Origin of the sequence: Bacteroides sp. OF03-11BH, assembly GCF_003604005.1 — a bacterium.
Classification (GTDB): Bacteria; Bacteroidota; Bacteroidia; order Bacteroidales; family Bacteroidaceae; genus Bacteroides; species Bacteroides ovatus.
On sequence record NZ_QTMW01000016.1, the window covers coordinates 15,013 to 39,104 of the forward strand.

The following is a 24,092-nucleotide window of genomic DNA, read 5'->3' on the forward strand; positions in this document are numbered from 1 at the left end:
TGTTATAATATGAAACTGACGCAGGGATACTATCATCTGATAGCCATACTGACCGTTGCCATCTGGGGACTGACCTTTATATCAACCAAAGTACTGATTAATCACGGACTGACCCCACAGGAGATATTCTTTTATCGTTTTCTCATTGCTTATCTGGGCATTTGGGTGATTTCTCCCAAACGTCTGTTTGCGGGTAATTGGAAAGACGAACTTTGGTTGATGGCAGGAGGTTTCTTTGGTGGTTCACTCTATTTCTTTACAGAGAATACAGCTTTGGGGATCACACAAGCATCCAATGTCGCTTTCATCATTTGCACAGCTCCCCTGCTTACTACTATTCTTTCCCTTCTCTTTTATAAGAGTGAAAAAGCCACCAAAGGTTTGATTTATGGCTCCATATTAGCTTTAATCGGGGTGGGACTGGTGGTCTTTAACGGTAGTTTTGTACTCAAATTATCTCCGGTAGGGGATTTGCTCACTTTACTTGCCGCCCTGTCGTGGGCATTTTATAGTTTGGTGATAAAGAAAATGACAGGGCGTTACCCCACAGTATTTATCACCCGCAAAATATTCTTTTATGGAGTATTAACCATACTTCCCGCCTTTCTTCTTCATCCGCTGCAACCTGATTTCGATGTACTTTTAAAACCGGTTGTATTATCCAATCTCTTATTTCTGGCCGTCCTGGCATCCTTGGTTTGTTATGTCCTCTGGAATGTGGTATTGAAACAGTTGGGAACCGTTAGAGCCTCCAATTATATCTATCTCAATCCGTTGGTAACAATGGTGGCATCCGTAATCATTCTTCACGAACAAATCACATGGATTACATTATTGGGAGCAGGTTGCATTATTTTTGGAGTCTATCAGGCAGAGAAAAAGTGGAAGAGTAAAACTTGTATTTAGTTTGTATTGTTATTTTTTATGTATTCGGAAGGCACATATCCGAACTCTTCCTTGAAATATTTTGCAAACTGCTTGGGAGAAAGTCCTATTTGATAAGCTATTTGGGAAACATTCAGCTGACTTTGCTCCAACAGTTGTTTTCCGCGTTTGACACGTAGTATTCGTATAAACTCGAGAGGAGATTTGCCGGTAATCATTATTAGTTTCTTATAAAGATGTCCGCGGCTCATCCCTACATAAGAACTTAGTTCTTCAACAGAAAATTCGGAATTATCCATATTCTCTTCAACTGCACGGATCGCTTTTTCTATAAGTTGTTCGTCCAGGGAACTTACGGTTATTTCACTCGGAGATATGTCAATGGTTTTGAACTTCTCGTGGTTGTTTTTCGTCCATTTTAGTATCTTTTGAATACGCAGAAGAAGTATTTCCAGATTGAATGGCTTAGTAATGTAATCGTCTGCTCCTTCTTTTAATCCGCTTAATTCATGTTCATCGGCTGTGCGTGCTGTTAGTAGAATTACAGGAATATGAGAATAACGGATATCTGTCTTTATTTTACGACATAGTTCCATTCCGTCCATTTCCGGCATCATAACATCGCTGATGACAATCTGTATGGATTGGTGGGCAAGTATTTCCAATGCTTCTTTTCCATTAGGCGCGTCAAATACTTGATAAGTGTCTTTAAGGCAGTTGATGAGAAAGTTACGGAAATCGTCATTATCTTCAACTATTAATAGGGAAGTTTTATGAGCATCTGTTGTGTCGGACACCTCATCAACCGCTTCTTTCCGAATTTCAGTGTCATTTTGTTTTTCATCATTGACTGCATAATTGTGAGTGACAGGGAGAGTGATGGTAAATATTGTTCCTTGAGGAATATGATTTTCCACTGTGATTGTCCCGTGATGCATAGCGACATACTCTTTCACAATATGCAGACCGATACCGTTTCCTACATAGGTAGTGGTAGAATGTTTTTCTTGAAAGAAACGGTCGAATATTTTATCTTTGTTTTCGTCTTTGATGCCGATTCCGGTATCTGCAACTTGTATTTGTACATTCTCTATTCCGTTGGCTGTTATCTTGGCCAACGTAACGGTGACTTCTCCATTTTCGTAATTGTATTTTACTGCATTGGATAAAAGGTTAAGAAGGATACGTTGTATCTTGTTACGGTCAAAATCCATATCCATTTTCGTTTCGTTTATGTGTAGACGGATGTTTATGCCTTTTTTGACGGCTTGTGGGATAAAGGAACCGCATACTTCTTTTACGAAGTCCGAAAGATTACCGTGGGAAAGCATTAACTGCGTTTTCTGTTGGTCTAATTTCCGGAAATCGAGCAATTGGTTTACTTCATTTAAAAGAGTTTCCGAATTTCGGTGTATCAGTTCCAGCTCTTCTTTTACTCCTTTCTCCAGATTAGAAGACAACAATTTTTCTAAAGGAATGATTATCAACGATAAAGGAGTGCGTAAATCATGACTGACATTCGTGAAAAAGCGCATTTTGGCTTCATCCATCTCATGTTGCTGGATTATCTCCATTTCACGCTTTTGCTGGCTAAGGTTGCGGATGTGCTTACGTTTCATTTTCAGGAAGAAGAAAATGATAACACCTGCTAGAAGTAGGGTATAGCCTATATATGCCGGGACGGACAACCAAAAAGGAGGTAAGACATGTATCGTAAGGCAACTGGCTTTACTGTTCTTATAGCTGTTATTATTTTCGTATACTTTTACTTCCAATTGATAGGTTCCGGGAGAAAGCTTATTAAAGTAAATCCGGTTTCCTTCCAGTTTAACCCACTCTTCGTCTTTGTTCAAACGATAAGCATATTGTAATTTATGCAAGGAGTTGTAGTCCATGGAAGAAACCTCTAATGCAAAGTTACTGTCGGAATAGTCCATGGTTATTTCATTCAGCAATTGGATATTTTTGTGGAGTAATATACGTCCATTACTGTTTTTACTGCCTACTTCCATGCGCTGGTTGGCAAGGTAAAGACTGGTATATATAACCGGATGGCTTTCATGGCGATAGTTTATGAAACGTGGATTGATACGCAGATAGCCCCCAGAGCCCCCTATCAGGATTTCACCTTGTTGAGTACAGGTAATGGAATGATTGTTAAAAGCCATATTCCCTATTCCGTCTTCCTCAAAATAAGGATAACAGAGAAATTTGGACGAAGGTTCCGGTGAGTTGGTCGCTATGATGTTTGTCACGCCGTGGTCGGTAGTCACCCATATGTTTTTTTCTTTATCTTCAGTGATTGCCCGTATATAATCATGAGACAATCCGTTTTTGGTAGACAAATGAATTCGCTCTTTTGTATTTTTGTTATATACATCCATACCTTTCCGGGTGCCAATCCATAAAAGCCCCCTTGTATCCTGATAAATACAGTTGATGTGTACTTCTTCAAATAAATTTGAAGCTGAATTGTTGTTTTCCAGGAGCGATATTTCTTTGGTTTCAGTGTTCATGCAATACAGTCCGCTACTGGTTCCTATATAGAGATTGATTCCGTCCGCACACGAGAATGTGGTGATACTGTTGGTGAGCATTCCGGTTTTTTCCATAGTATAAGGCGTTATATTTCCGGCATTATCCAGACAGTAGATCCCGTTCATGATGGTTCCCAACCAAATGTTCCCATATTTGTCTTCTGTGATGCATCGGACATAATCGATAGAATATTTTTGTTCGTATGTAGTTGCCACTTTGCTGAATTTTCCATTTTGCTCATAGAACGCTCCGTTGCCGTAGCTGCCGAACCAAAGCCGTCCTTTTGAATCTTTATATGAACATACAATTATATCGGAAGGGATAGCATCCTGTTTTTTCGATATAAAAGTATAGTTGTTGTTTTTCTTGTCATAGTAAGCCAGTCCTTCCCCGTCAAATCCCAGCCATAGATTTCCGTCTTTGTCTTCCACAAGGCAACTTACATCTTCTTGCTGGGGCAACCGGCAGGTTTCAAATGTGACGTTGTGCAGACTCGTGAAGGTAGCTCCCAATTTGCTTGTACCTACCCACATTATGTCCGAATGGTCTTTATAAAAACAACAGATATGATTGTTGGGCAATGAAAATGGATTGTCCACTTCCTTGCTAAGTCTCTCATATCCTTTTCCGTCCTGATGATAACTTATGTAAATGCCCTTGTTGTCCGTACCAATCCATATATTCCCTTTTCCGTCGTCTATGACGGCCGTGATAAGTTCGTTGGTTATCTCTTTTTCTCCGGGAAAGGAAAACCATTCTTTGGCATTAGGGTCATAACAACATACTCCTTTGGTATGGGGGACATAAAGCCAAAGCCTGGAAAAGGTGTCTATGTACATTCGTTGTTTCCATCCGAGAGGCAGGACAATCTGTACTTCCTTGCAAAGGTTTTGCGCTCTCCAGTCGACGTGATAAATATAGCTGTCTGACAATAGTACATAAGCGTTTGACTGGTAACAGTCGATTTGCAGCACCTGGCAATTTTGAGGAAGAGATAAAGTATAAAGTTCTTTTTGCCTGAATACATAATAATAGAGGGTGGAATTGACTGTGCACCATAAATTCAGGTCTTTATCTATATATAAGTTGTCCGGAGTTCCATATATTCCAAATTGTTCCAGTATAGGAGTTATGTGGTCATCAATTTCATCCTTTTCGCGATTATAGAAATAATAAGATTTGGGAGTTTTTATCCAGATTGTGCCCGAAGCGTCTTCCGCTGTAAATTCAATGTCGTTGTTGTAGGCTCCCAGTTGTGTAGTGGTATATGTCTTGAATTGATAGCCGTCATATCTGCTTAACCCGTTGAGAGTGGAGAACCACATAAAACCGTATCTGTCGCACAGGATAGATTGCACATAGTTGTCAGCTATACCGGATTTTACATCAAAGGTACGGAAATTAAGTCTTTCGCTGGCTTGCAACGTCAGGACAAATAGACAAAACAATGCAGATAAGAGATGTTTTTTCATATGGATTGATTCGTTTTTTGCAAAGATATGAAAATTAAGAATCGGAAATCCCTTTCCGGTCGCTTCTGATATTCCGAAATGTATCAGGATAGTAGCGCAAATGTATCAAGATACAAAAAGGACAGCCTGAAACTCATTTGGAGAAAGAGGGAGGGTTATCCTCTCTCTATATTTGCTATCGAAATAAACTATAGATACAGGTATCAAAATAGGAAACCGGAATTAAATAACAGGATATGAAACGAAAATTATTAATAGCTGCAACTTCTTTTATGATAGCATCTTCCGTATGCGGAAAGGACTTTAATGTATTGACAAAAGACTTTCAGCCCTGGGGAAATACACAATTTGACATGGAAGGCATGAAAATAACATGGACACAGAAGTGGCAGGGTGGTGGCTGGTGGTTGGCGCAGGATTGTTCGGAATATGAATCTGTACGGATTGAGTTTCGGGAGGTTTTGCCCATGGATATTGTTTTTATAGTCATCTATTCGGCGAAGGATGAAAGAAATGAGAAACTCAAATCTAAGGTTACAATTCCTGCCGGAAAAAAAGAGGCGGCGATTATGCTGGATATTACTTATAAGAAATCCATAGACGGTCTGGGTATCAGTGGTTCGAAACCGGGTACGGTTTGTGTGAAATCTCTGGTTTTGGAAGAAATGAAACGATAACTTTTTTATTAATCTTAATAAAACGATGTATTATGAAGAAAAATTTATTAATTGCCGTACTTTTGCTTTTAACTGTATCATCAGTGTGGGCGAAAGATTACAATGTGGAAACCAAAAAGTTTAAATCTTGGGGGGAAGCACAGTTTGATGCGGAAACAGCAACCATTACTTTTACTAAAAATTGGCAGGGAGGCGGATGGTGGCTGTCCCGCCTGGATTGCTCGGCATATGATTGTGTTGTGATTGAGTTTGAGGAGGCTTTGCCTATGGATGTCATGTTTATGGCAACTTATTCCGCTAAAGATGATAAAGATCAGAAAATTAAATCCAAGGTTAAGGTTCCTGCAGGAAAAAAGAAAGCTGTTCTTGAACTGGAACCGGCATATAAAAATTCTGTTGACGGTTTGGGTATCAGTGCAACAAAAGCGGGAGTAGTCAAACTGAAATCCTTGAATCTCAAGGAGAAAAAATAGTTGCGGTGTGAAAAGAAATGGCAAATTTTAAAGGTTAACATTTAATTTGATATATATGAAAAAGAATTTTCATAAGAATATGTTGATAACAGGGGCTTGTCTGGCGTTGTTATTCGGAGGAATAGTGAACGTACGGGCTATCGCACCGGAGGAGTATGAAGCTGTACAGCAGAGTAGGACAATTAAGGGTACGGTTGTCGATAAGAATGGTGAGGCGGTCATTGGCGCCAATGTAGTGGTGAAAGGTACGTCCAAAGGTACGATAACCGATGTAGACGGTCGGTTTACGTTGAACGGTGTGCCGGAAAAGGCTGTATTGTCCGTTACTTTTGTCGGCTATAAATCGAAAGAAATAACTTTGAAAAGTGGGCAGTCCCAAATAAAGGTGGAGCTGTCGGATGACGCGGAATTATTGGATGAGGTCGTGGTAGTGGGTTATGGTACGATGAAAAAGAGGGACTTATCCGGCGCTGTGTCACAAATCAAAGGGGATGACTTGATGAGGGGAAATCCGGCGGATTTGAGCCAGGGACTTGCGGGAAAAATAGCTGGTGTGGTAGTGAATCAAAGTGACGGTGCTCCCGGTGGTGGTATCAGTATACAGATTCGTGGTACGAACTCTTTTTCTACGGATTCACAGCCTTTGTATATTGTAGATGGCGTACCTTATGACGCGGGGGGGACACCAAGCAGCGATGCCAATTCCGGAAATAATGAGTCCAATCCTCTGGCATTTATCAATCCGCATGATATACAGTCAATTGAAGTCTTGAAGGATGCGTCGGCTACGGCTATCTATGGTTCACGTGGTGCGAACGGTGTTGTATTGATTACGACCAGGCGTGGAGAACCGGGGGCGGATAAGGTGAGGTTTACTGCTAATTTCTCTTTTTCCCGGATTGCTAACCGCGTAGATGTATTGGATGCTTATCAATATGCGCTATACAGGAATGAGCAAGTAGAGAATAGTTATAAGTATCATGGAAAAGCATACACTTCTTTGCCTTATCCGGGAAAGTGGTCGTATAGCAATTCCGACAAGTCTCAAGGTAAGTACAATCCTGCACCGGAAGATTTTCTGAATCCGGGCATTTACACGGATGAGTACGGCAATGCAACGAAAGTCGGTGTGGCCGATTGGCAGGATTTGATTTATCAGGACGGTTTCTCGCAAGAATATAATATCAGTGTGTCCGGTGGCTCCAGAAACGGTAGCTGGCACTCGTTCTCGGGCAACTATCTGAAACAACAGGGTATTATCAAGGAATCTGGTTTTACACGTTATTCGATTCGTGCCAATATGGGGCGCAAGATTAAGAGTTGGCTTGATATGGGAGTGAATATCAGCTTTTCTCATACGGACACCGACTTTTCCCGGACGAACTCTAATGATTATGGAGTTATCCGTTCCGCGCTTGTGTTTCCGACTACTTATGACCCGAGTGACGACGAGACACTGAACTCGGACGAATTGAGCTGGCTGGCATCCAACCCTTATGCTTATATTAACTCGGCAAAGGATAACCTGAAGTCCAATAATGTATTTACTTCTTCTTATTTAGAAATAAAGCTGTTCCCGTTTTTGAAATTCCGTCAGAACTTGGGTATTAACTATACAAACAGGGAACGCGGCACGTATTATGGCCGCAGGACATCAGAAGGTTCCGAAGCTAATAATATAAACGGTAAGGCAGGACAGTCTACTAACTGGAGTATGGGAATTACTGCCGAGTCCTTGTTTACTTTCGATAAGACATTCAAGAAAATCCACTCCGTTAATGCCGTGGGCGGTTTTACTGTCGAGAAGAGGGACTATGGAAGTAAATCGATGTCGGCTACGGGATTCCCCAGTGATTTGACTCAGGAATATGATATGAGCCTGGGTACACTTCCCGGCAAATTGAAGAGCGACCGTACGGATTCGTCATTGGCTTCATTTTTGGGGCGTATCAATTATACGTTGATGGATAAATACATCTTTACGGCATCTTATCGTGTTGACGGTTCCAGTAAATTCACGGAAAACAATAAATGGGCAAACTTCCTTTCGGGAGCTGTAGCATGGCGTTTGTCGGAAGAGAAATTTATTAAGAACCTGAATATTTTCAGTAATTTGAAGTTGCGTCTCAGCTATGGTGAGACGGGTAATCAGGGGATTGGAAGTTATCGGACTTTGCCCATGTTGAATCCTGCTAATTATCCTTTTAGTGGTGGTGCTATCAGCAGCGGTTTCGCAGAAGTGGAATGGCGTGGTCCCGTAGCGGAAGATTTGCATTGGGAGACAACTGCCCAGTATAATGCCGGATTGGATATAGGCTTCTTTAATAATCGCGTCAACCTGACTGTTGATTATTATTATAAGAAAACACGCGACTTGCTGCAGGAGGTGAAAATACCTTCCAGCACCGGTTTCTCAAGTATGATGGTGAACAGGGGATATGTGACGAATGAAGGGCTGGAGATTTCCGGGAAATTCTATATATTGCGGAATACTCCTTTGAAGTGGGACATCGACGCCAATATATCTTTCAATAAAAATAAAGTTGGCGGACTTGATTCTGACCAGTTTTCCGCAAGACTATGGTATAAAGCGGATGATGTATTCTTGCAGCGTAACGGCTATCCTATCGGAACAATTTTCGGGTACGTAGAAGATGGTTTCTATAATAATCTGGCTGAAGTCATGGCTTCCCCGGATCCAAGTGTCCGTGCGAAAGGAAAGAGTATGATAGGAGAAATAAAGTACCGGAATTTTGACGATGACCCTGCCATAACGAATGCAGACAGGGTAGTGATTGGTGATACGAACCCTGACTATGTATATGGTATAACCAATAATTTCCGGTGGAAGAATTTCACTTTGAGTTTTTTCCTGCAAGGAAGCCAGGGAAATGATATTTTTAATGGTAACCTGATGGAAGTAAAGATGGGCAATACGGCTAATATTCCTGTAGATGCTTATAATACTCGTTGGACAGAAGCAAATAGGGCTTCTGCCAAATGGCCTAAAGCGGTGAATAGTTATGAACGGACTATGTTAATTTCAAATCGCTACGTGGAAGACGGCTCTTATTTGAAGTTGAAGAATCTTAGTATCGGTTATACATGGAGACCTAAGTTTAAAGGTATCAGTTCTATCAATATTTATGGAAATGCTACCAACTTGTTTACCATTACCGGATATAGTTGGTTTGACCCTGAAGTAAACGCCTTCGGTTCTGATACTTCCCGGCGTGGTGTGGATATATATTCTTATCCGAGCAGCCGTACATTCTCATTAGGACTAAAAGTCGATTTTTAAACTGACCATTAAGATATAGAATTATGAAATTATATAAATTGTATGTTGTTTTAAGTCTTTGGGCAACGGGCAGTCTGGGACTGGCTTCTTGCAGTGACTTTTTGAAGGAGGAACCTTATGCTTTTGTCGGTCCCGACCAGTTGGGCAATGATAATGCGGCTGTAGATTTATGGCTGACCGGAGTATATAGTAAATGGGGAAACAATATGTTCCGTTATAGTAGTTTTCCACGTTGCCTGGAACTTGATTCCGATTATATAACCGGGCCGGACTGGGCTTTCAGTAATTTGGGAGCGGGAAACTTTCAGGCGGACGAGTATGCGACTTCTATTTGGACGGGTTGTTATAATTTGATTCATCGGGCAAACGTAGCCATACATTATGTAAATGAAATAACCGGTGCGGATGAGAAAGTAAAACGGAATGCGTTGGGAGAACTTTATTTTCAGAAAGCATTCTCTTATTTCTTGCTGACCCGTGCATATGGTGAAATTCCGTTGTTTGATGTCGCTATCAGTGAAGGAGCCAGCTATAACCAGCCTCGTCGTCCTATTCCTGATGTGTATGCGGAGATTATACGTTTGTTAGAGCAGGCAGCCGGTATGATGTATAAAAATACGGATGCCGAATATCAAAAGGGACATGTCGCTGCGGGCACTGCGATTGGCCTGCTGGCAAAAGTGTATGCCACTATGGGGGCGGGTGCGCTTCCGGCAGGAGAAAAGATGATTGTGAAGTCCGGTCCTTCCTATAGTTATAATGCAGGAACGAAAATATTGACTAATCCGGTTTCGAATACATTCGAGAAGACACAGGTGGCAGGTTATGAATCGCTTAACTGGAAAGACTGTTATGAGAAAGCGGCGTATTATGCAGGTATTATAATGGGGAGGAATCCTGATGTGAGTTATGGGACTTACAGACTGTTGTCTTTTGATGAATTGTGGAAGAAAAGCGGTTTTGATGAAAGTGAACATATGTTTTCCGTACGGACAAGGAGTGCTGACGAAGAGTATGGTAACGGAGTACATCAATGGTACTGCGGCATGCAGGATGCCGGAGGGGTATTGCAGAAAGGCCCTTGGGTAGGCAATCGTTTTCATTGGTATTGCTTGTTTGATAACGAGGATTACCGTATAACGAAAGGAGTCAAGCATCGCTTCCAGTATGACAGTCAGGTGAAGAATGGCAGGGGATATTATTATCCGGGAACCCCGGAATATAAGTTGATGGCTACCGGTAAGAATATGGACGACGTGAAAGTGCAGGAACCTGTAGCGCCATTCAATGACGGACTCACCTATACGAACAGCATATCATCTAATTGCCTCGCCTTTACAACTAAATATGCCGATGTGACAGACCCCACGATTGGCCGTACGGATGCTTATTGGCCATTCTTGCGTTATGCTGATATTGTATTGATTTACGCAGAGGCACAATGCGAATTGAATGACGGGATTTCACAGGATGCGATTGATGCTTTGAATGATATTCGTATCCGTTCGAATGCCAAAGAGGCTTCTGTAACCGGAGACGGTGCTATTGAAACGAAAGTGGAGTTACGTTCGGTCATTTTTGAGGAACGTGCAAAGGAACTGGCTTATGAAGGTGACCGTCGTTGGGATTTGCTCCGTTGGGGAATATATTTGGACGTAATGAATTCTTTGGGTGGAATCAATGAAGATGGTACGCGTACTCCTTATGACGAGGGAAGTATTAACAAACGTCGTGAATTCCGTCACCTGCTGTATCCGTTGCCATCGTTGGAAGTTTCTACCAATATGGCTATTGATAAAAATAATCCGGGCTGGAACTAAGCCGTATGTTCAACCCAATAATTTATGAATAATATGAAGACTTTGAATAGAATATTGATAGGGACAGTGTTGTTGGCAACTCTGTTCTCTTGTCAGGATGTTGTAACTTATAATGATGGTTATGATGATGGCATGAACTCATTTGGAGCACCCGATGTGCAGGGCATCTATTCTCCGGATGATACGGATTTACAGGTTCCGCTGACCAAAGGGGGATTTGGTGAAATGATTGTGTTGGTCGGGGAGAACTTGAGCAATGTGACGAAAATTACTTTCAATAATATGGAAGTGGATTTGTCGGAAGTGTATGCGACGTCAAAAAAGGCGTGTTTCCCTTTACCGGGGGATATGCCTGAAGAAATCACGAACAAATTATATTATGAAACAGAGCGGGGGAATACGACTTGTGAATTCAAACTGGATGTCCCTGTGATGGAAATAAACGGTCTGTATAATGAATTTGCTTTGCCCGGCACGTCCTTACAGATAAAGGGCAAATATTTTGAATTATATGGATTTGGCAAGAATTCGTCATCTGTCATCAAGTTTGGCGATACGGAACTGGAGATAGAAAGCGTGACAGACCAGGTGATTACTGCCAAACTTCCGGGGGATATTCCGGATAACTCGATGATTGTAGTGGAATGGAATGGTACAGAAGGACATTGCTCTTATCAATTACCTTATCGGCAAACGGACAATCTTGTTTGGGACTTGGCTAATCCTTCGGATTATGGTATTTGGGGCGGTAAGGATTTTATAACCGATGGTTCCAATACAGGAGACCCTGTAGCTTTGGCCGGTTCTTTTTTCCGGGTAAAAGGCACTTATAAGGCTTGGAGTTATACAGGATTGCCTTCCGGCAGTATTATATTAGATGAGGAAGTTGCCGCTAATCCTTCTGACTACCTGTTCAAATTTGAAGTTAATTCGGCTTCGGATTATCCGTTCTATGACATTACGTCGAAGACAGGCGGTTATCTGATTAAGCTGAATGGCGGTAATTACCAGTGGAAATATTCATTAGATGAGAATATGAATACATTTGGAGAATGGTATACTGTAACTCTGGAACTTGAAAATGTAGCTACTGCCGGATTGGTTTCCGGAAAAATAGCTTTAACTTTGGCAATGCAACCTAATGTAGAATGGAATGTAGACCATAGTTTTGCCAATATCCGTATTGAAAAGAAGATAGGACAGTAATTCGATAGTGAGTTTGCACTTAACTGATAAATAGAAGTAGAATGATAAAAAGAATTTGTTTTTTATTGAGTCTTTTGATGTGTGGCGTCCTTTATGCCCAGGATATTACGTATCGTACTGTAAAGGATTTGTCATATAGTTCTTCAAAAGACCCTTATGCAACGGAGCGTTGCAAGCTGGATGTTTATTATCCGGAAAATAAGACCGGATGTCCTGTGGTAGTTTGGTTTCATGGCGGGGGACTTACCCAAGGCAATAAATCAATACCGGGCAGGCTGAAGAAAAATGGAATGGTGGTTATTGCCGTAAATTATCGCCTACTTCCGAAGGTGGCTATTTCCGAATGTCTGGATGATGCCGCTGCTTCTGTTGCGTGGGCTTTCCGGGAAGTGGAAAAATATGGGGGTGATAAGAATAAGATATTTATATCCGGCCATTCTGCAGGCGGCTATCTGACGGCTATGGTCGGTCTGGATAAAAGATGGTTGAAAAAATATGATATAGATGCTGATTCTATTGCCGGATTGATACCTTTCAGCGGGCAGGTGATTAGTCATTTTTCTTATCGGAAGATGAATGGCATAGATAATCTTCAGCCTACTGTTGATGAATTTGCTCCTTTGTTTCATGTTCGCAAGGATGCTCCGCCTTTGGTTCTCATTACAGGCGACCGGGAATTGGAACTTTTCGGACGTTATGAAGAGAATGCGTATATGTGGCGGATGATGAAATTGGTCGGGCACAAAGAAACATACCTTTATGAAATCGGTGGTCATGGCCATGGCCCCATGGGCGATCCGGCATTCTATATCTTGAAGCAGCATGTAAAGAGGATATTAGGAGAGCCTGAAAAATAATTCAAAATAAGACGGCATCCGTTAGTTAGAACGGAACTGCTTGACGAAATCCCTGGCAATGTTTATTTTGTCAGGGATTCTTTTTTCCCCGAATGTATCTGAATACTGTTCCAAATGTATCATGTGACAAATAGGATAGTGTGAAAACCATTTGGGAGCCATATTTCATGTGCACATCTCTACTTTTGCTTTCGGAAAGATAATTCTTTATTACCTACATTAAACTTAAAAATATTACAATGAAAAAAAGTAGACCGACCATTGGTATAGTGAAATCCCGAGTGTTCCTGACAGGGACTGCGTTCGTACTTATGGCATGTTCGTCGGGAGAAGAATTTGCCGGGCATTCGGGCAAAGGAGAGGAACCTGTTATTACACCTGTCCTTTGTACTTCCGGTGCTTCGGAGCAAGCGGTGAAAGTATATGATTTCTTAAGGGAGAACAGGAATAAGAAAACACTGTCCGGAACAATGGCATGCCCGAGTTGGAATGTCAATGAGGCGGAATGGGTATATCAGCATACAGGCAAGTATCCGGCTATTGCTTTTTTTGACTATATCTCTTTGGAGTATTCCCCTTGTTCGTGGATTGATTATTCGAAAACGAAAATAGTGGAAGACTGGTGGAACAAGAACGGGCTTGTGGGTGCGGGCTGGCATTGGAGAGTGCCATGTGTCCAAGGAAGTGCCGAACGGCACTATACTCCGGGGGACGGTTCTGTAGATCCGGGTACGGGAAAAAGGACGACGACTGTTTTCAGTGCTGCTAACGCTACAAAGGAGGGCACTTGGGAAAACGAAGTCGTCAAGGCCGATTTGAAGAAGCTGGCGGGCTATTTGAAGTTGCTTCGCGATAAGAGAATTCCTGTAATATGGCGTCCTTTGCATGAGGCTGCCGGTAATATCTATAATTATAAGAATGGAAAAGCCTGGTTTTGGTGGGGAAATGACGGGGCGGAAGCGTACAAGAAACTATGGATTTATATTTTCAATTATTTTAAGAAAGAAGGAATCAACAATCTGATTTGGGTATGGACTACACAAACTAAGGATAGCGAGTTTTATCCGGGGGATGAATACGTCGATATGGTGGGGCGTGATATGTATCCTGCAAAGGATGAGTACACTACTGGGGAATACTGTTTCAGGCAGTACGGTACGATAACTGCTTCTTGTCCGGGTAAGCTGGTGGCATTGAGCGAATGTGGAAATGGCGAACAAAGCGGGAAAGTGTATCATCTTGCCCGGATATCCGCCCAGTGGGAGGCAGGGGCAAAATGGACATACTTTATGCCGTGGTATGATTACAGCCGTACGAAAGAATTGGATTCGGAAGCTTTTACTGCAACATCTCACAGGTATGCAGATAAGGATTGGTGGGTGGATGCAATGTCACAGGATTATGTAATCACCCGCGATCAATTACCCTCTTTTAAATAATACTTAATAGCTTGAAGATGAAGAATAAACTAGTTATGGCAGGCATTTTCCTGCTTGCTTTAGGAATGGGCGGATGTGTGGCAAGAGAGCAACAGTCTGCTTCGAAGACTGTGGAGACGGAGGCATTGTTGGACAAACTAATCCGTTTGCCGGAGAAAGGATTCATGTTTGGTCATCAGGATGATCCGGTATATGGCATCCGGTGGGATGGAGACGAGAACCGTAGTGATGTCAAAAGTGTGTGTGGCGATTATCCGGCAGTGATGGCTTTTGACCTGGGGCGTATTGAAAGGGGAGGAGAGAAGAACCTGGATGATGTACTTTTCGAACGGATACGCACAGAGATTATAGCACACTATGACAGGGGAGGTGTTTGTTCTCTTAGCTGGCATGTGGATAACCCTGTGACGGGAGAAGCGTCTTGGGATGTGAGTGATTCAACGGCAGTTGCTTCCGTCCTTCCCGGAGGAGAGAATCATGGGAAGTTTCTTGGATGGCTGGATAGGGTAGCAGATTTTATGAATTCGCTTGTCACGAAGGAAGGAGTTAAAATACCGGTGATTTTCCGTCCCTGGCATGAACATACGGGGAGCTGGTTTTGGTGGGGACAAAATCTTTGTTCTGCCGAAGAATATAAGTTGTTGTGGAGAATGACTTATGATTATCTACAGGAAAAGGGAGTGAATCATTTGCTATATGCTTATTCTCCGGGTAGTGAGCCCGATAATGTGAATGAATATCTGGAACGCTATCCGGGTGATGGCATGGTAGACTTGTTCGGGTTTGACACTTATCAGTTTGAGCGTGAAAAATATGTGGATACTATGGAGAAGTCATTGACGATTCTTACGGAGGTCGGAAGGTTGCATAAAAAACCGGTTGCAGTGACGGAGACTGGATATGAAGCTATCCCGGATTCCACCTGGTGGACGGAAACCTTGTTTCCTATAGTGGACAAATATCCTGTCAGCTATGTATTGGTCTGGCGAAATGCCCGCGAAAAGGAAGCGCATTATTATGCCCCGTATCCGGGACAAATATCTGCACTTGATTTTGTGGAGTTTTATAAGCATCCTAAAACCATTTTTGTGTCTGATTTGAAATGAAATTAAAATACTAAATAGATGAAAGCATTTAAAGAAAAAATTCGCGACTTATTTGATGATTACGAGAAACTGGTAACTCGTAAGAATATACCTGTTGAAGGTGGAAATGGAATTTTCACACGTTATCAATATCCTGTTCTGACTGCTGCCCATACTCCTGTGTTTTGGCGCTATGACTTGGACGAAAAGACAAATCCTTTCTTGATGGAACGTATCGGCATGAATGCTACGTTAAATTCGGGAGCTATCAAATGGAATGGTAAATATTTGCTGGTGGTGCGTGTTGAAGGAGCGGATCGTAAATCTTTCTTCGCAGTGGCTGAAAGTCCTGACGGCATAGATAATTTCCGTTTTTGGGATTATCCCGTGACTATGCCTGAGGACATTATTCCTGCGACAAATATTTATGATATGCGCTTGACGGCTCATGAAGACGGATGGATTTATGGTATTTTCTGTGCTGAACGTCATGATGATACGGCACCTGTGGGAGATCTTTCCTCGGCTACCGCTACGGCAGCTATTGCCCGCACCAAGGATTTGAAGACTTGGGAGCGTTTGCCGGATTTGAAAACAAGAAGCCAGCAACGGAATGTGGTTCTTCATCCTGAATTTGTGGATGGAAAGTATGCGTTGTATACCCGTCCGCAAGACGGTTTTATAGATGCCGGAAGTGGCGGTGGTATCGGTTGGGCCTTGGTAGATGATATTACTTGTGCGGAAGTAAAGGAAGAGACGATAATCGACCGGCGTTATTACCATACAATTAAAGAGGTGAAAAATGGTGAAGGCCCTCATCCTATTAAGACATCGAAGGGATGGTTGCACTTGGCGCACGGTGTACGTGGGTGTGCAGCCGGTTTGCGTTATGTGCTGTATATGTATATGACTTCCTTGGAAGATCCGGCGAAAGTGATTGCTTCTCCTGCGGGCTTCTTTATGGCGCCGGAAGGAGAAGAGCGTATCGGAGATGTCTCTAATGTATTGTTTACCAATGGCTGGATAGCTGATGAAGATGGTACGGTTTTTATTTACTATGCTTCTTCTGACACCCGTATGCATGTGGCGACTTCTACAATAGATCGGTTGGTCGATTATTGTATGAATACGCCTGCGGACGGTCTTTTTACTTCTACTTCAGTGGAGACGCTGAAGAAACAGATTGATAAGAATCTGAAACTGATGCATACTTTATGATAGGGATTAGGGAAAAGATAGGCTATGGTTTCGGTGATATGGCTTCGTCCATGTTCTGGAAATTGTTTGGCTCCTATTTGATGATATTTTATACGGATGTGTTTGGCATGCCTGCAGCAGTGGTGGGCACGATGTTTCTCATCACTCGTGTTTGGGACTCGGCGTTCGACCCTATAATCGGGATTATTGCCGACCGGACGCAATCGCGGTGGGGAAAGTTTCGTCCTTATCTGTTGTATCTGGCTATTCCGTTCGCTGTGATCGGTGTGCTGACTTTTACAACTCCTGATTTCAGTGATGGGGGGAAAGTAATATATGCGTATTTTACATATTCGTTAATGATGATGGTGTATTCAGCTATCAATGTGCCTTATGCTTCGTTGTTGGGAGTGATGAGTCCGGAATCGAAAGACCGGAACATGCTTTCTACGTATCGTATGACTTTCGCTTACATCGGAAGTTTTATAGCATTACTTTTGTTCATGCCGATGGTGAATCGGTTCAGTATGGGACACGACGAGCAGCATGGTTGGATGATGAGCGTCATTGTAATTGCGGTGTTGTGTGCGTTGCTGTTTTATGGTTGCTTTGCATGGACTACTGAACGGGTAAAACCTATTAAAAAGCAGCAGAATTCCTTAAAAAGTGACTTGCAGGATTTGCTTCATAACCGTCCCTGGTGGATTCTGTTGGGAGCCGGTGTAGCTGCATTGGTCTTTAATTCTATTCGTGACGGGGCAACGGTTTATTATTTTAAGTATTATGTTGTAGAAGAAGAATATGCTTCCATTTCTTTATTTGGAATTTCCTTTGTATTGAGCGGGCTTTATTTGGCTGTCGGGCAAGCCGCCAATATTGTCGGAGTGGTGTTGGCAGCTCCATTGAGCAATCGTATCGGCAAAAAAAAGACATATATGTGGGCGATGTCGATAGCGACGGTACTTTCAGTAATTTTCTACTGGTTTGATAAAGAGCAGTTGATGTTGATGTTTATTTTTCAGGTGTTGATAAGTATTTGTGCGGGTAGTATCTTCCCGCTTTTATGGTCGATGTATGCAGACTGTGCTGATTATTCGGAACTTAAAACGGGTAACCGTGCTACGGGGCTTATCTTCTCTTCTTCTTCCATGAGTCAGAAATTTGGCTGGGCTATCGGAAGCGCCGTTACGGGCTGGTTGTTGGCTTTTTACGGTTTTGAGGCCAACGCGGTGCAGGGCGAGGAAGCTATTCATGGAATAAGGATGTTCCTAAGTTGGCTACCGGCTATGGGTACGGTGCTGAGTGTCATCTTTATCAGCCTTTATCCGCTTTCCGAGAAAGAAATGAGAAAAATCACTAACCAATTGAATGATAAAAGAAAGTAATAAGATTATGAAAATACATAGATGGATTATTAGCCTGGTATTCTGTTGTTGTGTAACTTTTCTTTCCGCACAAATCCGTGGAACGGAAATTACTGTAGTCGTATCTCCCGACCATACAGACTGGAAATATCAGTTGAAGGAAGAATGTTCGTTTACAATTCAGGTATATAAGGCACAAAACCTTTTGCCCGGAGTGGTAATAGACTATGAGTTGGGGCCGGAATGGTATCCGGTGGAAAAGAAGAAAGGGGTTTTATTGAAAGACGGAAAGACAAGTGTAACGGGGTGTATGGATGTTCCCGGTTTTTTGCGCTGTAAAGTGCGTGCATCTGTTGACGGGCATGTATATGAAGGATTGGCTACTGTGGCTTACGCACCTGAAGAGTTGAGGCCGCATACATCACTGCCTGCAGATTTCCGTCAATTTTGGGATACTGTTTTGAAGGAAGCCCGACAGATTCCTTTGCTTCCTACTATGGAGCTTATTCCTGAGCGTTGTACGGATAAGGTAGATGTCTTTCATGTCAGTTTCCAGAATATTTGTAACGGTTCGAGAACGTTCGGCATTCTTTGTATGCCCAAAAAGCCGGGTAAGTATCCGGCGTTACTTCGCGTGCCCGGTGCCGGAGTGCGTCCTTATTCGGGAGATGTCCATATGGCTTCCAAGGGAGTGATTACGTTGGAAATAGGCATTCACGGGATTCCTGTGACAATGTCGCAGATGATATATGACGTATTGTCGAAAGGAGCGCTTAACGGGTATCCTTATCAAAATGATAATAGCCGGGATAAGAGTTATTATAAGCGTGTTTTCGCAGGTGCTCTTCGTGCGGTCGATTTTATAGCTTCTTTACCGGAATATGACGGAAAAAATATGGGAGTGACAGGTTCCAGTCAGGGGGGAGCACTTTCTGTTGTAACGGCGGCATTGGACAAACGGATTACCTTTTATGCGGCTATCCATCCTGCGATGTGTGACCATCAGGCACATTTAAAGAAGACTGCCGGAGGATGGCCTCATTACTTCTATTATTTTCCTCAACCGTCAAAAGAGCGGATTACCACAGCAGCGTATTATGATGTGGCAAATTTTGCACGGCTTATTACTGCACCGGGTTGGTTCAGTTGGGGATATAATGACGAAGTATGTCCGCCTACCTCTATGTATGCAGCTTACAATATTATTACAGCTAAAAAGGAGTTGCATCCTTATTTAGAGACGGGACATTATCTATATCAGGAGCAATCCGATGAGTGGAATAAATGGCTTTGTCGTCAACTAGGTTTATAAATTGGCAGATGATATGGAAACGACAGTTAGAAAATTAAAGGAAGAAATGCAGTGTATGCTAACGGGCAATATTCTTCCGTTTTGGATGAATCATATGGTAGATTCGGAGTATGGCGGTTTTTATGGACGAATTTCCGGCACAGGAGAACGTGTTCCCGGAGCTTCTAAGGGCGTTGTTCTGAATGCAAGAATTTTGTGGACTTTCTCATCGGCTTACCGTTTGTTGCATAAGGATGAATATCTGAAAATGGCAACCCGTGCCAAACAGGAATTGATAACTCATTTCTATGATCACGAATATGGAGGGGTATTTTGGTCAGTTTGTGAAGACGGTTCTCCTTTGGATACTAAAAAACAAATTTATGCATTAGGTTTCGCTATCTATGGATTGAGTGAATATCACCGGGCTACGGGAGACGCAGAAGCGCTTGAATATGCTATACGTCTGTTTTATGACATTGAAGAACATAGCTTTGATCGGATTAAGAACGGTTATTGTGAGGCGTTGACCCGTGAATGGAATGAAATAGAGGATATGCGTTTGAGTGAGAAGGATGAAAATGAGCGGAAAACGATGAATACGCATTTACATATTCTAGAGCCTTATACAAATCTTTTTCGTGTTTGGAATAATGAGTATCTGGAATGTCAGTTGCGTAATCTTATAGAGCTCTTTACCGACCGGATACTGGATATTGAAACCGGGCATTTACGGTTGTTTTTTGATGATGACTGGAATAGTAGACATGACATGGTTTCGTATGGGCATGATGTAGAAGCGTCATGGCTGCTGCATGAGGCTGCCTTGCTTATCGGTGATAAACGATTGATAACCCGGATAGAACCGCTTGTGATAGAGATAGCGGAAGCGGCTTCCGAGGGGCTTCTTCCAGGTGCGGGTATGATTTATGAAATGAATAGGAGTTGTGGTTCTATAGATGCCGAACGGCATTGGTGGGTACAAGCGGAAGCGATTGTTGGATATGTAAACCTTTACCAGCATTTTGATGACCGTTTGTCACTGTTGAGGGCAGTACGATGTTGGGAATTTGTGAAAAGACATCTGGTTGATAACGACAATGGAGAATGGTTTTGGGGAATACGTGCAGACGGAACAGTGAATCGTGCAGAAGATAAGGCGGGTTTTTGGAAATGTCCTTACCATAATGGGAGAATGTGTATGGAGATAATGGAGCGGTTTTAGGTGAATAATAAAGAAAGGAGTATTAAGATGAAGAAATGGATTTTAATCGTTTTGCTTTTTACCGGATGTTCGGCAGACCATCAGGCACAGGAAGCGGTAGTGCAGACACAGGTGAAGGTGGATTTCAGTAAGATGCATTTCGGTTGTGACGGGAATAGTATTACTGCGGGTAATCAGTGGTCAAAAACGGTTGTTGATATACTTGGTTTTGCCACTCATCATAATGTTGCGGTAGGATCGGCAAAATGGGCATGTTATATTGATACGCAAGAATATGGCAGTAAGGACTTTGTCGGTATTTCCGGTGGGTGGAAATCTACAGATGATAAAGTGGAAATACAGAAAAGACACAATAATGTGGCAAAAGTACATATTCAGAAGTTTATATCAGAAGTAGAAAACGGTAGTTTTCCGGTACCGGATATATTTGTTTTTTCTATGGGTACAAATGATACTAAAATAGGAAGGGCGTCTGACGCTTTGAAAGAGAAAATATTGGATAAAGTGGATCTTACTACTATGGCAGGGGGAGCTCGCTGGTGTATTCAGACTATAATTGAGCGTTTTCCGGAGTGTCGGGTATTTCTCTGTACGCCAATTCAGTCGGGAAGTGTGTCTCATAATGACCTGAACTTGAAAAAAATAGCAGTTTTGCGGGAAATATGCAATGCTTTTTCTGTTCCAGTGATTGATTGTTATTCTGAATGTGGTATTAAAGCGGAAGATGAAGTTTGGGAAGAACGTGGGCGTTATTTGAAAGACGGATTACATCCAGATGTAGAAGGGCAACAATTAATGGGGCAATATATTGCAAAGAAAATACAGGATTATTTAACGGTAGTTTTGTGCTCAAAATCTCTTCTGTAGGGGATTTGCTGGTCTTGCTTGCTACCCTGTCTCCATGAATAAATAATGTAGACTACTTTAATAAAGGTATCCTGTATTATATTGAGTGTTTATCTGTCATTCAAACTGAAATAAGGAAGAATGACAGATCTGTTTTATATTTTATTTAGCGAGCAATTGGAATATTTTATTGCTTACATCGCTGTTTTCCTGAACACCACCAAAAAGCTTGGATTGTGGACCGTATGCAAACAGTGGAACCATGATTGGTGTATGTCCTTTAGATACAAACATTGCTTTCATTTTGCCTTCTTTTATGTTTCCGTCACGTAAAGCTAATGCTCCGGTTTCATGATCAGCTGAAATAATCACTAATGTATTTCCATCTTTTTCTGCAAATCTGATAGCAGCTTCTACCGCCTTGTCAAAGTCCAATACTTCACGGACAACAGCCGAATAATCATTGCTGTGCGCACTTTTATCTATTCGGGCACCTTCTACCATTAAGAAGAAACCGTTAGTACTCCTGCTCGAAAGATAGTCAATAGCCATTTGGGTGGTAGACGGAAGGAAATCTCCCCGGTTTTCGTTTACAGAAGCTGTTTTGCTCTTTGTGGGTAAGTATCCCAGTTTTTTAGATTTCTTGATAGCTTTGTCATTCGGCTCTTCTATGATGGTAAACTCTTTTTTGATTTCCTTTTGCACGTTTGGTGCTTGTTTTTCAAATAGTTCATAACTACCGGCAGAAAAGAATGTCAGCTTACTGTTAGGAAGATCCGCCCAAATTTCTTTAGACATTCCACGTTCCGGTTGGTGAGCAAAGAAAGCAGCAGGAGTAGCTCCGTCGAGATTGTCAGTGGTAACGATTCCTGAAATGTAGCCATAGCCGGATAACTTCTCCGGTAAGTTTGGAATAACTTGGTTATTTTCATCCATTCCGAGCGCTCCGTTTTTAGTTTTCTTTCCGGTTGAGTAAGCAGTTCCGGAAGCAGCTGAATCTGTTGTAAATTTGTTGGCAGATTGCGTTCTGACGAAACCGCATGTTTTTAAATTAGTGATAGTAAGCTGTCCTTGATTGGCATACATTCCTGAACAGATATGTGCCAGTCCCATGCCGTCACCTATCATTAAGATGACATTCTTCACCGGTTTGTCGGTAGCATCCATGTCAAATGAAGGAACATACGAACTTTGTGGATTTTCGTTCTTAAAATCTCCTTTGACGATTTCTTGTGCTGATAGATTATAGCAAAAGAATAAGGAGAGAATAAATAAGTGAGTTTTAAATTTTACATTCATGGCTAATATGTTTTAATTAGAAGTAAGTAATTCGGATATGTTGACTGTATCGTATGGCTTTTCTCCAAATGCGGCATAATATTCTAATTGCATCTGGTTGTTTTCTTTGTCAATAGAAAGGATGCCGTAGCCCGGTAAATCCATTTGTTTGAAAAAACGGATATGGGGAGTTTCTTTATCAATCCATTCCATACGCTGTTGTAGAGTAGAAGGTTGCCATTGTGGGTGTGCCGTTACAAATTCAGGACTATAGTCTGTAACTACATTTTTTGGAACCAGTATATTTTTATCTTTGATGACACTGTTGACGAGAATCTGAACGATAGGTCCCCAAGGAGTGTCCCGACAGATAACGGAGTATAGATGCAGATGTGCACAGAGCACGATTGCTTGTTGACTGGCAATGATTTGCAGCAATTGTTCCCTTTTGGTATTATCTTGTCGGAATACATGCCAGCATCTTTCGTTTACCGGAATCACAGGCTCGTGTAACATGACAAACTTGTAAGTTGCCTTCGAACCGGCTAGTGACTTTTCTAATTGTTGTAGCCTTTCCGGATTCCGATCCCATGGATCATAACACACAAATAATACATCATCAAGAGTAGTAGTGTAATTGGCTGACTGTAAGGATGGATGTCCTGCCAACCTTGCCATATTGGGTAAGTATACTTTTTCAAAAGCTTCTTTAGCCCCTGGCCCTGTGATATCATGATTACCTTTAGTCATAATGAAAGGTACTTTCAGATTCATTTTGTTGACAGCTTTAAAAGCACTGTTAGCCATCTGTATTGCTTTTTGTGGAGAACCGGCCAATCCTTCTGACAAGTCCCCCATTTGCAGAACGGCTTTTATTGACGGCTGGTGTTTTTGAACTTTCCCGCTGATTATCCGGGAGAATTCCGGCCATGTATTTTTCGTGAATACTGAATATTCTTTGGTAACTTGGCGCAGATCATCCGGTTTGGTGGATAACCATTCCATATCGTGATCTTCCAATAAATCATAGTGTATATCTCCCAACAAGAGAAATGAAACTTCTTTTTCATTTTGCTCTTGGGAGTATGATTGCAGAGAAGTCAAAAGCGATAAAAGGACAAATAATATTTTATTCATA

17 protein-coding genes are annotated in these 24,092 nt (G+C 42.0%); 14 read left to right on the top strand and 3 right to left on the bottom strand.

Annotation, left to right across the window (positions count from 1 at the left end):
- Nucleotides 1-9: 9 nt before the first annotated feature.
- Nucleotides 10-906 carry a DMT family transporter gene (locus tag DXA54_RS13570; protein WP_008646911.1) on the top strand — a complete coding sequence of 299 codons (897 nt, stop codon included), beginning with the start codon at nucleotides 10-12 and terminating at the stop codon, nucleotides 904-906.
- Here the strand turns inward: DXA54_RS13570 and DXA54_RS13575 are convergent.
- Nucleotides 903-4,895, bottom strand: a complete 3,993-nt coding sequence (locus DXA54_RS13575; RefSeq protein ID WP_120079738.1) for a hybrid sensor histidine kinase/response regulator transcription factor — start codon at nucleotides 4,893-4,895, stop codon at nucleotides 903-905. The two genes, DXA54_RS13570 and DXA54_RS13575, sit on opposite strands and share 4 nt — an antisense overlap.
- Nucleotides 4,896-5,131: 236 nt before the next feature.
- Between DXA54_RS13575 and DXA54_RS13580 the strand changes: the two genes are divergently transcribed.
- From DXA54_RS13580 to DXA54_RS13645, 13 genes are all read left to right on the top strand, one after another.
- Nucleotides 5,132-5,572 carry a hypothetical protein gene (locus DXA54_RS13580; RefSeq protein WP_120079740.1) on the top strand — a complete coding sequence of 147 codons (441 nt, stop codon included), beginning with the start codon at nucleotides 5,132-5,134 and terminating at the stop codon, nucleotides 5,570-5,572.
- A 32-nt stretch (nucleotides 5,573-5,604) separates the two neighbouring features.
- Nucleotides 5,605-6,045: a hypothetical protein gene (locus tag DXA54_RS13585; RefSeq protein WP_008646906.1), complete on the top strand. Its 441-nt coding sequence runs from the start codon at nucleotides 5,605-5,607 to the stop codon at nucleotides 6,043-6,045.
- Nucleotides 6,046-6,100: 55 nt separating this feature from the next.
- The gene (locus DXA54_RS13590; RefSeq protein ID WP_083792330.1) at nucleotides 6,101-9,346 is read left to right on the top strand and encodes a SusC/RagA family TonB-linked outer membrane protein; all 3,246 of its coding nucleotides are present in this window, start codon (nucleotides 6,101-6,103) and stop codon (nucleotides 9,344-9,346) included.
- A 23-nt stretch (nucleotides 9,347-9,369) separates the two neighbouring features.
- On the top strand, nucleotides 9,370-11,166 hold the full coding sequence (locus DXA54_RS13595) for a RagB/SusD family nutrient uptake outer membrane protein (RefSeq protein WP_004324117.1): 1,797 nt from the start codon (nucleotides 9,370-9,372) through the stop codon (nucleotides 11,164-11,166).
- Nucleotides 11,167-11,190: 24 nt separating this feature from the next.
- Complete coding sequence (locus DXA54_RS13600; protein ID WP_229036687.1) at nucleotides 11,191-12,372, top strand: glycan-binding surface protein; 1,182 nt, start codon at nucleotides 11,191-11,193, stop codon at nucleotides 12,370-12,372.
- A 41-nt stretch (nucleotides 12,373-12,413) separates the two neighbouring features.
- A complete protein-coding gene (locus DXA54_RS13605; RefSeq protein WP_008646899.1) occupies nucleotides 12,414-13,229 on the top strand; it encodes an alpha/beta hydrolase in 816 nt (271 codons plus the stop codon).
- Between the two features lie 239 nt (nucleotides 13,230-13,468).
- Nucleotides 13,469-14,668, top strand: a complete 1,200-nt coding sequence (locus tag DXA54_RS13615; protein WP_032852435.1) for a glycosyl hydrolase — start codon at nucleotides 13,469-13,471, stop codon at nucleotides 14,666-14,668.
- Nucleotides 14,669-14,679: 11 nt separating this feature from the next.
- Nucleotides 14,680-15,774: a glycoside hydrolase family 26 protein gene (locus DXA54_RS13620; protein WP_008646895.1), complete on the top strand. Its 1,095-nt coding sequence runs from the start codon at nucleotides 14,680-14,682 to the stop codon at nucleotides 15,772-15,774.
- Between the two features lie 18 nt (nucleotides 15,775-15,792).
- Nucleotides 15,793-16,971 (top strand): glycosidase, encoded by a 1,179-nt coding sequence (locus DXA54_RS13625; RefSeq protein WP_008646894.1) that lies wholly within the window; start codon nucleotides 15,793-15,795, stop codon nucleotides 16,969-16,971.
- Nucleotides 16,968-18,335, top strand: coding sequence for an MFS transporter (locus tag DXA54_RS13630; protein WP_004324106.1), 1,368 nt, complete (start codon nucleotides 16,968-16,970; stop codon nucleotides 18,333-18,335). The genes DXA54_RS13625 and DXA54_RS13630 overlap by 4 nt, the downstream gene beginning before the upstream one ends.
- Before the next feature lie 7 nt (nucleotides 18,336-18,342).
- A complete protein-coding gene (locus DXA54_RS13635; RefSeq protein ID WP_008646893.1) occupies nucleotides 18,343-19,626 on the top strand; it encodes an acetylxylan esterase in 1,284 nt (427 codons plus the stop codon).
- 13 nt (nucleotides 19,627-19,639) lie between these two features.
- Nucleotides 19,640-20,830 carry an AGE family epimerase/isomerase gene (locus DXA54_RS13640; RefSeq protein WP_004324102.1) on the top strand — a complete coding sequence of 397 codons (1,191 nt, stop codon included), beginning with the start codon at nucleotides 19,640-19,642 and terminating at the stop codon, nucleotides 20,828-20,830.
- Between the two features lie 27 nt (nucleotides 20,831-20,857).
- On the top strand, nucleotides 20,858-21,697 hold the full coding sequence (locus DXA54_RS13645) for an SGNH/GDSL hydrolase family protein (protein ID WP_004324101.1): 840 nt from the start codon (nucleotides 20,858-20,860) through the stop codon (nucleotides 21,695-21,697).
- A gap of 141 nt (nucleotides 21,698-21,838) precedes the next feature.
- Here the strand turns inward: DXA54_RS13645 and DXA54_RS13650 are convergent, their stop codons facing one another.
- Both DXA54_RS13650 and DXA54_RS13655 read right to left on the bottom strand, forming a co-directional pair.
- Nucleotides 21,839-22,975, bottom strand: coding sequence for an alkaline phosphatase (locus DXA54_RS13650; RefSeq protein ID WP_008646891.1), 1,137 nt, complete (start codon nucleotides 22,973-22,975; stop codon nucleotides 21,839-21,841).
- Between the two features lie 12 nt (nucleotides 22,976-22,987).
- Complete coding sequence (locus DXA54_RS13655) at nucleotides 22,988-24,091, bottom strand: metallophosphoesterase family protein (RefSeq protein WP_008646890.1); 1,104 nt, start codon at nucleotides 24,089-24,091, stop codon at nucleotides 22,988-22,990.
- Nucleotide 24,092 lies beyond the last annotated feature (1 nt).

What these genes read in the sequence shown, in the direction of transcription:
- DXA54_RS13590 (WP_083792330.1), top strand. Translation starts at nt 6,101, where the DNA reads ATGAAAAAGAATTTTCATAAGAATATGTTGATAACAGGGGCTTGTCTG.
- DXA54_RS13595 (WP_004324117.1), top strand. Translation starts at nt 9,370, where the DNA reads ATGAAATTATATAAATTGTATGTTGTTTTAAGTCTTTGGGCAACGGGC.
- DXA54_RS13615 (WP_032852435.1), top strand. Translation starts at nt 13,469, where the DNA reads ATGAAAAAAAGTAGACCGACCATTGGTATAGTGAAATCCCGAGTGTTC.
- DXA54_RS13585 (WP_008646906.1), top strand. Translation starts at nt 5,605, where the DNA reads ATGAAGAAAAATTTATTAATTGCCGTACTTTTGCTTTTAACTGTATCA.
- DXA54_RS13650 (WP_008646891.1), bottom strand. Translation starts at nt 22,975, where the DNA reads ATGAATGTAAAATTTAAAACTCACTTATTTATTCTCTCCTTATTCTTT.
- DXA54_RS13605 (WP_008646899.1), top strand. Translation starts at nt 12,414, where the DNA reads ATGATAAAAAGAATTTGTTTTTTATTGAGTCTTTTGATGTGTGGCGTC.
- DXA54_RS13640 (WP_004324102.1), top strand. Translation starts at nt 19,640, where the DNA reads ATGGAAACGACAGTTAGAAAATTAAAGGAAGAAATGCAGTGTATGCTA.
- DXA54_RS13570 (WP_008646911.1), top strand. Translation starts at nt 10, where the DNA reads ATGAAACTGACGCAGGGATACTATCATCTGATAGCCATACTGACCGTT.
- DXA54_RS13655 (WP_008646890.1), bottom strand. Translation starts at nt 24,091, where the DNA reads ATGAATAAAATATTATTTGTCCTTTTATCGCTTTTGACTTCTCTGCAA.
- DXA54_RS13580 (WP_120079740.1), top strand. Translation starts at nt 5,132, where the DNA reads ATGAAACGAAAATTATTAATAGCTGCAACTTCTTTTATGATAGCATCT.
- DXA54_RS13645 (WP_004324101.1), top strand. Translation starts at nt 20,858, where the DNA reads ATGAAGAAATGGATTTTAATCGTTTTGCTTTTTACCGGATGTTCGGCA.
- DXA54_RS13575 (WP_120079738.1), bottom strand. Translation starts at nt 4,895, where the DNA reads ATGAAAAAACATCTCTTATCTGCATTGTTTTGTCTATTTGTCCTGACG.
- DXA54_RS13630 (WP_004324106.1), top strand. Translation starts at nt 16,968, where the DNA reads ATGATAGGGATTAGGGAAAAGATAGGCTATGGTTTCGGTGATATGGCT.
- DXA54_RS13625 (WP_008646894.1), top strand. Translation starts at nt 15,793, where the DNA reads ATGAAAGCATTTAAAGAAAAAATTCGCGACTTATTTGATGATTACGAG.
- DXA54_RS13600 (WP_229036687.1), top strand. Translation starts at nt 11,191, where the DNA reads ATGAATAATATGAAGACTTTGAATAGAATATTGATAGGGACAGTGTTG.
- DXA54_RS13635 (WP_008646893.1), top strand. Translation starts at nt 18,343, where the DNA reads ATGAAAATACATAGATGGATTATTAGCCTGGTATTCTGTTGTTGTGTA.